Raw genomic sequence first — 12,854 nt, forward strand, 5'->3', positions numbered from 1 at the left:
ATATGTTAAAAGAACACTTATTGACAGAAGTAATCGATAATGTAATGATCCTGACTTTGAATCGTCCTGAAAGCTTGAATGCATTTAGTCCGGATATGATTGCAAGCTTAACGAAAGCGATTAAGGATGTAAAACAAACACCGCATATAAGGGCAGTCATCATCAAAGGTGCGGGAAGGTCATTCACTGCAGGAGGTGACGTCAAGTCAATGGGGAAGGCCTCTGCAGGTCAATTGTATGATCATGTTGGCAGAATGAATGAATGCATATTGGCTCTGGATGCTTCCGAGGTTCCCGTAATCGCTGCCGTCCATGGATTTGCTGCTGGGGCCGGATTCAATTTGGCACTCGCCTGTGATTTGATCGTAGCTTCCGATGATAGTCAATTTGCCATGAGTTTTTCACAGGTAGGCCTGATCTCCGATGGAGGGGGTTCATATTTTTTACCTAAATTAGTAGGGCCCCACCTTGCAAAGCAGCTCTTCTTTTCAGCTGAGCCAATTTCTGCGGAACGCTTATATCATTTGGGTGTCATTAATTATATATATCCACTCAATCAACTTGAAGAGGAATCATTGAAACTTGCGGAAAAGCTGGCAAATGGACCGACAAAAGCATATGGGATGATGAAAAAGCTCGTTAGCCATTCATTTACGGCTACACTTGATGAAATACTGGAACAGGAACGTATAACGCAAACCTTGATGGCCTCCACAGAAGATCATCTGGAGGGAGTTGCAGCATTCAAAGAAAAAAGAAAACCGGAATTTACAGGAAATTAATAAGGGAGGGATAAAGATGAGGGCTATTCATTTTGAAGAATACGGCGGACCGGAAGTACTGAAATTGACTGAAATGGAAAGACCTGTGCCAACAGGGCATGAAGTTCTGATTGAAATCGATTGTGTCGGCGTCAATTATGCAGATACAGCCAGGAGGGAAGGGCAATATGTAGTACCTACGCCGCTTCCGTTCATTCCAGGTGCGGAAGTGGCTGGCGTAGTGGTGGAAGTTGGTGGAAAGGTGACCAAAATCAAACCTGGAACAAGGGTCGTCAGTTTAATTGAATCTGGTGGATATTCAGAATATGCCCTTTCTGATGAATTCTCGGCCATCCCGCTTCCTGATGCCATTCAGTTCCATGAAGCTGTTGCCTTGCCCCTCCAAGGTCTGAGCGCCTATCATATTCTGAAGACAATGGGACGCATGCAACAGGGGGAAACGGTATTGGTCCATGCTGCTGCAGGGGGAGTGGGAACGATTGCCGTACAGTTGGCCAAAATCTTCGGGGCTGGAAAAGTGATTGCCACCGCCAGCACAGTGGAAAAGCTGGAACTGGCTAAAGAGATGGGAGCAGATGAACTCATCGATTACACGAAAGAAGGATGGGAAATGAAAGTCCGTGAGGTCACGGGAGGAAAGGGAGTAGACGTCGCGCTGGAAATGGCTGGAGGGGATATTTTCAATAAAACTTTGAAATGTTTGGCTCCATTTGGACGTCTTGTTGTTTTTGGTAATGCAAGTCGTAAGCCTTATACGATGAATCCGCAGCAATTAATGAGGCGCAATCAATCCGTCGTGGGTTTTTTCCTGCCACAGATCATGAAACACCCAGATTTGCTGTTGCCCAGCATTCAAGACCTTTTTGCATACGTTGCGTCTGGGGAGCTTAAGCTAACTATCGGAGGCATCTATCCAATTGAAAAGGCAGCAGCCGTTCATGAGGAAATGAACGCCCGTCAAACGAAAGGGAAGTTGATTTTGCAGGTGAAATGAGAAGAAGGGGTGTATGATGCACCCCCTTCTAGGACTTCAATTGTCCCTTTGCCCCTAAAGAACGCCTCAATCCGTATCATTGCTAACATCTTTATCTGGATGCATGAAAGGCGGCTGCGGCGCTTTTTTAGACTCTAACAGTTCACGGTTTTCAGTTGAATTCCAGCCTATATCATTGGTGGGGTGTATCCATTCGTCTCCAGCCATGATTTCCGGGTCTGTATCTTCGCTCCAGTTTTCGAGTGGTGAGTTTTCAGATGCATATTTACTGTCGCCAATGACGACTCCATAATCATTGATGAATGGAGCCTGTGGTTTTATGCCGGTCCCTTTAAAGCTTGGTGCGTTAATTTGGTGTGGTTGTGTATCGTCGATAATTGGTGAATCCAATTTCTTTTTCATATCGTGTCTCCCTTTCCGTTTTACAGTTATGTTTCTCGTCTGTCCCTATATTATCCCTGAATAATTTCCGGCATTTTTACCCCATTCTAAAAGGTAAACTATATTAAAAAGGATGGATGAAAATGAAACGGAAAGCCAATGTGGATGGTGCTGTCAAAGCGAGTAAAACGCCAAAAAGAAACCAAGCTGAAAATGAATTTTCCAATGAGTTCGCAATGGAGGAAAATGCAATGAAAGGTGCCAACCGCAATTCAAAGCAAGGCAGAAAAGGAAGAAGTAATGGATAAAGAAAAACGGAACAGCGGGGAAAAGATGGGAGAACATGTACGAACTGAATTTGGAATCGAATTCAGCGGCGATATGAACGCAACTAAAATTTATGAAATTTTGGCAAAAGAAAACAAAAAACGTGAAAGTGATAAGTAAATAAGGACGGACCCGAATCTTGGGTCCGTCCTTATTCTTAAAGCATGATGCTGCCGGATTTTGAGAGAGGGAAAATCGTTGATCCTTTACCACTCGGATCAAAATAGGCAAGCATGAACGATGGTTTATCGACGATTGTTCCCTCAGCTAAATACATTTCCAAATCAAAGGGAAGTGCCTCGAGCAATGTGTGTTTGTGTATTTCCTTTTCGTTAAGAGCTAAAGCTGTGAAAGAGGAACCAAGCTGTTCAGGCTTATTCAGAATATATTCATATATCTCTTTCCGGCCATTTTTATCTAATGAAGCTTCCCACCAAGGTTTACGTGGTTTGTATTTTTGATTCATGAAATAATCCAATTTCATGAGTCCGATAATGTTTTTCAGTTCGGCAGATTCCCGGGAAGCCAAAAACTGCTGTAAACGTCTGAACAAGTCTTCAAGCTGATGTCCGATTCGTGACCAACCTTGTTCATCCCAATAGGTACCGAAATCTTGAAAGAAGTCAAACGGTGATTGAAATACCGTTTTTACAAGATATTCCGTAGTATGATCCATTCTATGGTCGTTCCAGTATTTTTCAAGGACATCTTCAACTTGTTTAATGCGGACGATGTCATCGAAGGATAAAACATTATTCCCCAGGATTTCATATGGAGCATGTTCGCTGTATATATATTGGTGTTCATCGGCACGTATCCGTAAGCCAGTGCCCCGAAGCATCTTTAAGAAACCAAGCTGCATCTCTTCGGGTCTGAGCTCGAAAACATCATTGAAAGTCTTTCTGAAAGAATGATAATCTTCTTCTGGCAAACCGGCAATAAGGTCTAAATGCTGATCAATTTTCTGGCCTTCTTTTACCATGGTTACGGTCCTGGTCAGTTTTTCGAAATTCTGCCTTCTCATTACTAGATCATTCGTATGATCATTCGTCGATTGTACCCCTATTTCAAAGCGGAACAGTCCTGCAGGGGCATTATCGTTCAAGAACTGGATAACTTCCGGACGCATGATGTCCGCCGTGATCTCGAACTGGAAAACCACACCGGGATGATGTTCATCTATTAAGAATTGAAACATTTCCATGGCGTAACTTCGGCTGATATTGAAGGTTCGGTCAACGAACTTTATGGTCTTTGCACCATTAGCCATAAGGTACCTTATATCTTCTTTGATCTTTTCACGATCAAAATACCTGACACCCACTTCAATCGATGAAAGGCAAAATTGGCAGCTGAATGGGCACCCTCGGCTAGTTTCGATATATGTGACGCGTTTAGATAGGTCGCCACGGTCTTCCTCCAAACGATATGGAGTAGGGAGGGATTTCAAATCAACCTTGCCGTTCTGAGGCTGGATGATTTTCTTCCCATCCTGTCGATACGCAATGCCACCGATCCTCTTATAGTCATTCGAACCTTCAATTTCAGATAAAAGGGCCTTGAAGGTGACTTCACCTTCTCCAATTACGATGAAATCAGCCCCAGGAATCTGATCAAGCCATTCCCCAACATCATAAGTGACTTCAGGTCCGCCCAGAATGATAACCAATTCCGGGTTGATCTTCTTCAGCATGGCTACCACTTTCATTGTTTCCTCGATGTTCCAAATATAGCAGCTGAACCCAATGACATCAGGTTTTTTGGAATGAAGGTCACCAACTATGTTCATAATTGGATCTTTTATCGTATATTCTGCCAGCTGTACATCATAATCCGGCTGGGCATAAGCTTTTAAATATCGGATGGATAGCGATGTATGGATATATTTTGCATTAAGAGTACTGATTATTATATTCATGTTGAATGGCGTAAAAGAAACGCCTGGCTCCTTTCGTGTACATGTCTTTTTAAGCCAACAAGCACTAACGAGTAATTTTACCATAGCGTGCTTCATTTGAAAAATGAGTTATTGTATTGGGGAATCTTTACAGATTGAAATTTGATTGAAAAAAACGGATAAAGCAGAAAATGCTTCATCCGTTTTATTTAAAAAGCTTGTTTAATATACTCTTTAGTTTTAGTCATGAAACGCTTTGGTTTGGTCGCCTTCAATTCGATGATCGGCTGGGCCATGGTAGCGATCATTTCACTTGATAATAACACGGTAATCAAGAAGGAGAGGCCGGCGAGCATGATAAAGCTCTCTGTATTGCTGAAGTATTCCTGTATGGTGCTTTCACGGAAGAACCGAATGAGGAAACCATGCAGCAGATAGACATAAAGGGTTTGTTTACCCCAATTCGTAAAGAAATATTGTCCGCGTGGGATGAATGAAAGGAAGCTGAACACTGAAATGATGCTCAATCCATAAAACCCCAGACGTTTAAACATGGACACGATTGTCGCATCTTCAAGTTCGGCATATGGTTTCGAACCGAGCAGCCATTTATAATTGATATCGGTATTTAAATAAAAACCGATAAAAATCACTAACATGATACAAAGCGAAGCCAAACGAACTTTGGGAGTGAAGAGTTTTTTTAAATGTTCCTTGCTTAAATGGTACCCGATCAAAAACATCGGGAAAAAAACGAATGTCCTGGAGAGACTGAGATAATTGGAGATATTGTCAATATATCCAATCAATAATGCGATTATAATAGATAAACCTATGCCTACTGAAGGCTTTATCTTTGAGAAACCAAGCAGCATGATGTTCCAACAGAATAAACTGATCAAGAACCACAGCGACCATTGGGGGTCAAGCAGGTCTACAGTGATGGCAGAACGTTCATATAAGAAATAATAGTAGACGGTATATATCAATTGGAAAATGATGTAGGGTAAAATCAGTTTTTTAGTAATTTTCCCTAAATACCCTTTTTGATAAAAACCTTTTGCAAAGAACCCTGAAACAAGGATAAAGGCAGGCATGTGAAAGGAATAAATGGTTTTATATAAAGCATATATCGTTTCACTGTCATGTATATACGTATTCAGCAAATGTCCAAAGACGACAAAAGCCATGAGAATGAACTTGGCGTTATCAAAGAAAAAATCACGTTGTTTCATTATTGCCTCCATTTAATAAATTTTTAAGGTAGCTAGAAAGCATTGTTATTTCTTATTCCCTAAATACCTTGTACTAAATCAATATTTATTAAATTTATTATAAAAACCTTAAATTAAGCTTAACGCTAAGTTTTACAGGATTCAATATACTATAATTTGATATATAGGATAATTTTGGCTCTTAATGATTGCGCCGATTTTCGAAAAATACCGAGGAAAATCAAGATGGATGTCGAATAAAGTTGGTAAGTATGGGTTTTGATGAGGGGGTTAATATGAATATCGGTTATAAGAATGAAACGGAGTATAAACAGGAAATCTTAAAATTGAATAAACAAATCGAAGGGTTTTTAAAGGTTTTCAATTCGATGTCAGAGCCTTATATTAGGGTTGATGAGGAACTGCGTCTCACTTATGCCAATGATGCAGCTTGTGCTTTGCTGGAAACAGCGAAAGATCAGCTGGAGTCCATGAAGATTACTGATTTTCTCGATGTTATCCCATTAAATAACCAGGAAGTGTCAAGCACCCTAAAAACCTCGAATGAAAGTGAAAGGCAAATTATCCAGCTACATACCGGAGCCCTTAAGCAAATAGAGTTCATACCAATGGGATCACTTTCCGAAGGACAGCAGTTCTATCGTTTGGGGGATGTGTCATTGGATGTTTCTTCGTCAAGGGAAACAGGGATGTCAAGGCAGATGTTTTTGGACATTTTCGATACAGCCATAGAAAGCATCGTTCTATTCGACAGTTCAGGAATAATAATGGAAGTGAACCATGCTTTTATCCATGTCTTGGGCATCCCGAAAAAAGAGATTGTCGGTAAAAATATGAGGGACCTCATATCCCCAGATTATAGGGGATATTGGGATGTGAGTGTACAAAGAGCCTTTGATGAGTCGAACTACAAAGGAGAGGTAGAGATAAAGGTTGGCGAAGAACTGCATCATTTTACTTTCTCGATAAGTTCAACGGTAGGAAATGAATTATATATGTCGGTGCTTCGACGAATTACAGAATCAAATATTATAGAAAAAAAGTTAGAGACGAGCGAAAGGATTTTTGCGGAATTATTCGACCAGTCCATGGATGCGATCATATTCTGGAATGATGACGGAATCATTTTTCGGGTCAATCATTCAGCATGTAAAATATTCGAATCCAGCAGAGAGGATTTGATAGGCAGTTATATCTGGAAATATGTGTACAGCAACAATCACCATTTCAGTGAGATGATGGAAACGTTTGAAAGAGACACCCAGGTGCGGGGTGAGTTGATTTATAAAATGCCAAATAACCAAATTAAATTGCTTGAATTGACTGCCAAAAAACATGAAGGTGACGGATATAACGTAACGATCTTTCGAAATGTCAGTGAGCGCTGGCTGATTGAGAAGGAATTAAGGGATAGTGAGAAGAAATTCAGGAAGATCTTTGAGGGAACATTAGACGGCTTGATTTTATGGAATCATGAAGGGTTCACGGATATTAATGAAGCGGGTCAGAAAATATTGGAGATTTCGAAGCGCAAACTGCTTTCTTTATCTGTAAAGGGATTCATCGAAAAAATTCCTGAAAATGCTCCTGACTTGAACGCTCACATTGAAAATGTTTATAAGCATGAGGTCTACTCTTCCATCATTCCGATAACATTCGAAGATGGAAGAGTTAAGCATATTGAATTTTTGACGAGGAAAAATTTATATTCGAACCTGAATTTAAGCATTTTCCGTGATGTGAGTAAAAATCTCGAAATGCAGGAACAAATACGAAAATCGGATACTCTGAATGTCGTTGGTGAATTGGCGGCAGGAATCGCTCACGAAATCAGGAATCCAATGACAGCCTTAAAAGGTTTTATACAGTTGCTTGAGGATGGTGTTAAAGGGGAGTTTTCCACATATTTTCATGTGATTACATCCGAAATTAAACGAATCGAAACCATAATCACGGAATTTTTGGTACTGGCAAAGCCGCAAGCGTTAAAAATTTTCAAACAGGATGTTCATACCATATTGAGAGAGACACTCGAATTGATGGCTGCTCAGGCACTGTTGGAAAATATTCAGTTCGAGACAGACTTTGAAGAAGATGTATTTAAGGTATTATGTGAAGCGAACCAGTTAAAGCAAGTGTTCATTAATATCATCAAAAATGCACTGGAAGTCATGCCGGATGGCGGATCTGTTCACATTAAAACAAGCCGATTTTCAGAGAAATACGTTTGCATTTCAATTACAGACAAAGGCATGGGGATTTCAACGGAAATGCTAAAAAAATTGGGTGAACCTTTTTATACGACGAAGGATAGGGGAACAGGGCTGGGGCTCATGGTCAGCTATAAAATCATTGAAGAGCACAATGGCTATATAGAAGTGGAAAGCGAAGTGGGAAAAGGGACGAGCTTTCATATTTATTTGCCATTCGAGTAATTTAGAAGGGAATGCTCTATACCTTTCTTAAGTTAACTGAAAGCATGGATATTTCATTGGGGATCCTTTATTGGATTCCTTTTTAGTTCCATCATTATTATCCTGGGATTAAAATTGAGGTTAAAACTATGATAAACATTTTTGTTTCCCTTTCAGGGGCTTTCCTTCTTTTAAATCATAGAAAGATTGGTCCTTGTTTGCTTTTGTGGGTAGCTGCCGAATTAAATAAGCGGAAACTAATAATAGAATCCAAATTGGGAGATCTTTCGAAGTAATCTTCGGAGCTGTCTTCATATGGAATCTTCCTAATCATTATAAGATGCTTATGCTTAGAAATTTCCGTCATATCCTGTCTGCTGATGGATAAAGCCTTATCGCAATTTAAGAAGTTTTGTCTTTTTTTGCGAATCTATTTACATATAAGGCATATTTTGTAATACTTCTTTATTATAATGTAACTTTAAAAGGGCAGGAGTAGTGAATGTAGTTATGAATTCTAGGTGTGCAACGGAAATTTGTTCTGAGATTCGAATGAAGCGTTGGGAAATGATGGAGTTGGCCAAAATGTATGGACTTGGCCATGAGTATACCCTTCGCCAAAGTGAGCAGCTTGACAAACTTATAAATGAGTATCTGATCCTTCAACATCATTCATCATTGGAAGTGAGAAATAAGCGAGACGAAATGGTTGTTATTGTACAGCAGCCCTTTAATGATGACATTACCTTTTAGAAGGAACTGAATGCATGACTTTTTAAATTAGCACGCAAGAGACAATCAACTTTGCGTAATTTCTGGTGAAATGAACCTTTGCAAACATATCATGAAAACAATTCAAAGAAAGACTTATATAAACAAGAATATATCTTATGAATTTCCTATGGATTTGATTAATCGAGGGGAGGCCACCAGAAGGTGTCCTTCATGCATTGGATTGTTTAGAAGTCTTAATTCTTCTGAATGAATTACACTGAGAAATAAAAAGTAAGGGCTGACTCACTTGATGGAGCCAGCCATGGAAGTTCCGCAATTATAAAACTTCCAATAATATTACCATGAACAAAAGGCCGACAATGAAGGAATAGGTAGATGTGCGTTCATTACCATCCCCATGGCTTTCAGGGATCAGTTCCTTATAAACGATGAAAAGCATGGCCCCGGCGGCGAAAGCTAGGCCGTATGGAACCAGGAACCCAATGTAAGAGGTTAAATAATAACCCAATAAGCCCGTAATTATTTCGATGGTACCGGTTAAGGTTGCTATCAGGAATGCTGTGAGTTTACCGATTTTTTGATTAATTAAAAACAAGGCGACAAGTAAGCCTTCCGGAGCATTTTGCAGGCCGATGGCAAAAGCGATCAAGTTACCTGTATCAGCTGTATCAGAGGCGTAACTGACCCCGACAGAAAGCCCCTCAGGAATATTATGGAGTGTAATGGCAGTGATGATGAGCAAAGCCTTTTCATCGAACTGAATGCCACTTTTCGTATGGCTGAGATCGATATGAGGAATGTTTTGTTCCATGATCGTTAATGTCATTACCCCGAGAAAAACCCCAATTACTAGCTGAACATACCCTCCGGTGGCCAGAGACTCCGGGATCAGGCTCAATAACGAAGCAGCCATCATGATTCCAGCGGTAAATGCCAGTAGTGTGTCTCTGAATCGATGTGTGATTGAACCTTGAATGAACAAGATCGGTAACGCACCAAACCCTGTAGACATAGCAGATAGGATGCTGCCTAATAAAACTCCACTCATAAATTTCTCCTTTGTAAGGTACTTATCGTTACTTCTTTGTGAATTTTTGGGTGAAACAATAATTCATTGTATTTAGACATAAAGAATATGTTCCAGGAAAAACCCATTTTGCATCAATCTTCTGCATACCATTTTTTCAATGTTAGATCAGTCGGCAGCAATATGCTGATGATTCCCAGTAATGGCAGGAATCCCACTAGCTTAATCATGGATTCGATTCCAATTATATCTGCAATGGCCCCCAGTGAAACGGATCCAATGGCACCCATTCCAAAGGCTAAACCTACAGTCAAGCCTGCCATCGTACCGACTTTTCCCGGGACTAATTCCTGTGCGTATATTACAGTGACGGAAAAACTGCTCATTATAATGAATCCCGCCATCAATAATAAGATAAAAGCGGCTGTAGGAGGTACGAATGGTAAAAGTGCGGTTATTGGCATGCTGGCAGCGAAAGAAAAGAAAATGATATTTTTACGCCCGAATCTATCAGCAAGCGGTCCTCCGAAAAACGTACCTACAGCACCAGCTGCTAAAAAGGCAAATAGGAAATATTGTGCGGCCTTTATCGTGAAAGAATACTGCTCGATTAAGTAAAAACTATAAAAGTTTGTCATGCAAGATACATACCAGGAACGGGCAAAGATTATGAATAAAATCAATACAAGGGCTTTGGCCACTTTATGCGACCGCTCTTTATTGATTATTTTTGCAGCAAGCTTTTTAGGCTGGAAGTGAACTAATTTTTGGGAATACCACTTGGCAATATACAGCAATAGGATAACGGCCATTAAGGCAACCAGGGCAAACCAGAGTGCACCTTTTTGACCAAACGGAACAAGTACGATGGCTGTGATGAGTGGGGCAAGTGCCTGCCCGCTATTCCCGCCGACCTGATAAATGGATTGTGCCAGGCCTCTCTTTGGTCCGCCTGCCATGTAGGCAACCCTGGAGCCTTCCGGATGGAATATGGCCGACCCTAAGCCCATCAAGATGACTGCACCAAGGATAATGGTATAGTTTGGGGCAATTGCGAGAATGATGACCCCGATTAAAGTACTGGTCAACCCGATGGGCAATGCATATGGAAATGGTTTTTTATCCGTATAGAACCCAACTGCCGGTTGCAGGAGCGATGAGATGATATTCAGGCAGAATGCAATCATTCCCAGCTGTGTATACGTTAGCGACATTGATTTTTCGAGGATTGGGAACATGGCAGGTACGACGGCCTGAAGAGAATCATTCATTAAATGGCATATGCCTATGATCACCATGATTTTAAGAGTCATATCTTGTTTTTGCGGTTTTGTTTTAATGGCAGCGATACTTCCCATCTGTATATTTCCTTCTTCCTGATTAAGATTTTTACCTATTCCATAAATAGATTCAAGAAGCATACACCGTATGCATGACACCTATAAATAAATCGGAATCGTTACTAGTCTTCATGAAAAATCGAAAACCCTTCAAAGTATTGCTAAGGGTGGTCTTTTATAAGCGGCAAGCTGATTGTAACGGTTGTACCGTTCAGAGGTTTACTTGAAAACTCGATGGTGCCGTTAAAAGATTCAATTATACGTTTACACACGAATAGCCCTAATCCCGTTCCTTCCTTTTTCGATGTATAGAAGGGATCGAACACCTTCCCTATATCTTTTTCATTCAGTCCTTGACCATTATCGATGATCATGATTTTAGCCCATTCATTTTCATGGTGAATTCGAATCCTTAACTTTTTCCCATCTTCCATGGCCTCGAAACCGTTTTTGGCAATGTTGAGAATGACTTGTTTGAGTTGGTCCTTTGTACAATGAACCAGGATGGGCTCCTTTATGATATTCCATTCCACTTCAATATTGAAATGACGTGCTTCTGATTCTATTATTGGTCTCAATTCAGCAATGATACTGCGAATATCATATAAGGACAAAGTCTGTACCATTGGCTTCCCTAAAATCAAAAATTCACTGACAATACTATTGATCCGTTCAATTTCCTTCATGATGACAGAGTAATAGAACTGATCTTGTTCTTCAGGGTGTTTTTCAACCAGTAACTGCACTAGCCCCTTTATGCCGGTAAGTGGGTTTTTTATTTCATGGGCAGTACTGGCAGCCAATGTACCGACAAAATCTATTTTTTGGCTTTCGTATAGTAACTTTTGGTTTTTGGCATTCCTGCGAACGATCAGTTCCTCCACGATGATATAGATCATGTGAGTAAAAAAGAAGGTGAAAAAGACAAGCATTAAAAAAACATTCATGTTATTTGTGTTAATCTTGTCGGGCACTTTGACGGACAGTGTCCAATCGACTTCGGTCAAAGGAACATCCACCCATGTTGAATGTCCAGTGAATCCCTCGGCATTTACATCTAAAATTCGGGTTTTGTCCTTTGTTTCCAATATAAAGGTATGACCAGGGCTGAGCATTTTTAATGTTTTTTCCATATGATCCAGCTTGAGATGTGCCAATAAAAACCCTTGCACTTTTTTATCATGATCCAGTATGGGAGCAAAAATGGAAAAATAATTAAAATCAGCGTTATATAGCTCCTTTGTTCCTGCAACAACTGCTTTTTGAGTTTTTACTGCACGTTCAATATCATTTTGTTCAATTAAATAGGAATGATGGAAATTCTTATTTGTACCTGAAATGGAAACACCGTCGCGATTTAGCCAATATACTCCGGCATACCTGGAATCTGTATCTTTGATCCAGTTCATAAGAAGTTCGGTTTTTTTGTCATCCATATAAAGCACGGAACTGCTAAGGCTAAGCAGCTCAAGGTTTTCCTTCGTTTCCTTTATAACTTGATCTATGTATTCCTGATAAACCGTTCCTGCCCATTCTGCTTGTTCCTGTCTTTCTTTTTGAAGGGAACGTTCTAAATGCATCCAATAAATGATTGAGAGAAAAATTAATGGTAAAATAACAATAAGTAGATATGTGGTGAATTTATGCCTTGTTTTCATGTTTGTCACTACTTTAGCTTTTTTTTCAAGTATATCAAAATGATTGATTAAACAATAGTGCATA

Annotated in this window: 12 protein-coding genes; 6 read left to right on the plus strand and 6 right to left on the minus strand. The window is 40.1% G+C overall.

Annotation, left to right across the window (positions count from 1 at the left end):
- Positions 1-2: 2 nt before the first annotated feature.
- Both ACIQYG_RS14760 and ACIQYG_RS14765 read left to right on the plus strand, forming a co-directional pair.
- Positions 3-782, plus strand: a complete 780-nt coding sequence (locus ACIQYG_RS14760; RefSeq protein ID WP_402839156.1) for an enoyl-CoA hydratase/isomerase family protein — start codon at positions 3-5, stop codon at positions 780-782.
- A 16-nt stretch (positions 783-798) separates the two neighbouring features.
- The gene (locus tag ACIQYG_RS14765) at positions 799-1,776 is read left to right on the plus strand and encodes a quinone oxidoreductase family protein (RefSeq protein ID WP_402839159.1); all 978 of its coding nucleotides are present in this window, start codon (positions 799-801) and stop codon (positions 1,774-1,776) included.
- Positions 1,777-1,842: 66 nt separating this feature from the next.
- Here ACIQYG_RS14765 and ACIQYG_RS14770 read toward each other — a convergent pair whose 3' ends face one another.
- The gene (locus tag ACIQYG_RS14770; protein ID WP_402839161.1) at positions 1,843-2,178 is read right to left on the minus strand and encodes a DUF3905 domain-containing protein; all 336 of its coding nucleotides are present in this window, start codon (positions 2,176-2,178) and stop codon (positions 1,843-1,845) included.
- A gap of 122 nt (positions 2,179-2,300) precedes the next feature.
- Here ACIQYG_RS14770 and ACIQYG_RS14775 point away from each other — a divergent pair, with 122 nt between their 5' ends.
- Entirely contained in the window at positions 2,301-2,465 is a 165-nt protein-coding gene (locus tag ACIQYG_RS14775; protein WP_057278994.1) for a hypothetical protein, read from the plus strand.
- Positions 2,458-2,604, plus strand: a complete 147-nt coding sequence (locus ACIQYG_RS14780; RefSeq protein WP_164468810.1) for a hypothetical protein — start codon at positions 2,458-2,460, stop codon at positions 2,602-2,604. The genes ACIQYG_RS14775 and ACIQYG_RS14780 overlap by 8 nt, the downstream gene beginning before the upstream one ends.
- Before the next feature lie 37 nt (positions 2,605-2,641).
- On the opposite strand, the gene ACIQYG_RS14785 is transcribed toward ACIQYG_RS14780, so the two are convergent.
- Together ACIQYG_RS14785 and ACIQYG_RS14790 are read right to left on the minus strand one after the other, a co-directional pair.
- Positions 2,642-4,402 (minus strand): B12-binding domain-containing radical SAM protein, encoded by a 1,761-nt coding sequence (locus tag ACIQYG_RS14785; RefSeq protein WP_402839350.1) that lies wholly within the window; start codon positions 4,400-4,402, stop codon positions 2,642-2,644.
- A 188-nt stretch (positions 4,403-4,590) separates the two neighbouring features.
- On the minus strand, positions 4,591-5,616 hold the full coding sequence (locus ACIQYG_RS14790) for an acyltransferase family protein (RefSeq protein WP_402839164.1): 1,026 nt from the start codon (positions 5,614-5,616) through the stop codon (positions 4,591-4,593).
- 275 nt (positions 5,617-5,891) lie between these two features.
- On the opposite strand from ACIQYG_RS14790, the gene ACIQYG_RS14795 reads away from it, so the two are divergent.
- Together ACIQYG_RS14795 and ACIQYG_RS14800 are read left to right on the plus strand one after the other, a co-directional pair.
- Positions 5,892-8,051, plus strand: a complete 2,160-nt coding sequence (locus tag ACIQYG_RS14795) for a PAS domain S-box protein (RefSeq protein WP_402839166.1) — start codon at positions 5,892-5,894, stop codon at positions 8,049-8,051.
- A 489-nt stretch (positions 8,052-8,540) separates the two neighbouring features.
- Positions 8,541-8,783, plus strand: coding sequence for an aspartyl-phosphate phosphatase Spo0E family protein (locus tag ACIQYG_RS14800; RefSeq protein ID WP_402839168.1), 243 nt, complete (start codon positions 8,541-8,543; stop codon positions 8,781-8,783).
- Positions 8,784-9,081: 298 nt separating this feature from the next.
- On the opposite strand, the gene ACIQYG_RS14805 is transcribed toward ACIQYG_RS14800, so the two are convergent.
- The 3 genes from ACIQYG_RS14805 to ACIQYG_RS14815 form a co-directional block, all read right to left on the minus strand.
- The gene (locus ACIQYG_RS14805) at positions 9,082-9,813 is read right to left on the minus strand and encodes a ZIP family metal transporter (RefSeq protein WP_402839170.1); all 732 of its coding nucleotides are present in this window, start codon (positions 9,811-9,813) and stop codon (positions 9,082-9,084) included.
- Between the two features lie 113 nt (positions 9,814-9,926).
- Positions 9,927-11,150 carry an MFS transporter gene (locus tag ACIQYG_RS14810; RefSeq protein ID WP_402839172.1) on the minus strand — a complete coding sequence of 408 codons (1,224 nt, stop codon included), beginning with the start codon at positions 11,148-11,150 and terminating at the stop codon, positions 9,927-9,929.
- A 143-nt stretch (positions 11,151-11,293) separates the two neighbouring features.
- Positions 11,294-12,790 carry an ATP-binding protein gene (locus ACIQYG_RS14815; RefSeq protein WP_402839174.1) on the minus strand — a complete coding sequence of 499 codons (1,497 nt, stop codon included), beginning with the start codon at positions 12,788-12,790 and terminating at the stop codon, positions 11,294-11,296.
- Positions 12,791-12,854: the final 64 nt, after the last annotated feature.

Source organism: Peribacillus sp. NPDC096622 (assembly GCF_044762665.1).
Classification (GTDB): Bacteria; Bacillota; Bacilli; order Bacillales; family DSM-1321; genus Peribacillus; species Peribacillus frigoritolerans_B.

What these genes read in the sequence shown, in the direction of transcription:
- ACIQYG_RS14795 (WP_402839166.1), top strand. Translation starts at nt 5,892, where the DNA reads ATGAATATCGGTTATAAGAATGAAACGGAGTATAAACAGGAAATCTTA.
- ACIQYG_RS14770 (WP_402839161.1), bottom strand. Translation starts at nt 2,178, where the DNA reads ATGAAAAAGAAATTGGATTCACCAATTATCGACGATACACAACCACAC.
- ACIQYG_RS14810 (WP_402839172.1), bottom strand. Translation starts at nt 11,150, where the DNA reads ATGGGAAGTATCGCTGCCATTAAAACAAAACCGCAAAAACAAGATATG.
- ACIQYG_RS14765 (WP_402839159.1), top strand. Translation starts at nt 799, where the DNA reads ATGAGGGCTATTCATTTTGAAGAATACGGCGGACCGGAAGTACTGAAA.
- ACIQYG_RS14760 (WP_402839156.1), top strand. Translation starts at nt 3, where the DNA reads ATGTTAAAAGAACACTTATTGACAGAAGTAATCGATAATGTAATGATC.
- ACIQYG_RS14775 (WP_057278994.1), top strand. Translation starts at nt 2,301, where the DNA reads ATGAAACGGAAAGCCAATGTGGATGGTGCTGTCAAAGCGAGTAAAACG.
- ACIQYG_RS14815 (WP_402839174.1), bottom strand. Translation starts at nt 12,790, where the DNA reads ATGAAAACAAGGCATAAATTCACCACATATCTACTTATTGTTATTTTA.
- ACIQYG_RS14790 (WP_402839164.1), bottom strand. Translation starts at nt 5,616, where the DNA reads ATGAAACAACGTGATTTTTTCTTTGATAACGCCAAGTTCATTCTCATG.
- ACIQYG_RS14800 (WP_402839168.1), top strand. Translation starts at nt 8,541, where the DNA reads ATGAATTCTAGGTGTGCAACGGAAATTTGTTCTGAGATTCGAATGAAG.
- ACIQYG_RS14805 (WP_402839170.1), bottom strand. Translation starts at nt 9,813, where the DNA reads ATGAGTGGAGTTTTATTAGGCAGCATCCTATCTGCTATGTCTACAGGG.
- ACIQYG_RS14785 (WP_402839350.1), bottom strand. Translation starts at nt 4,402, where the DNA reads ATGAATATAATAATCAGTACTCTTAATGCAAAATATATCCATACATCG.
- ACIQYG_RS14780 (WP_164468810.1), top strand. Translation starts at nt 2,458, where the DNA reads ATGGATAAAGAAAAACGGAACAGCGGGGAAAAGATGGGAGAACATGTA.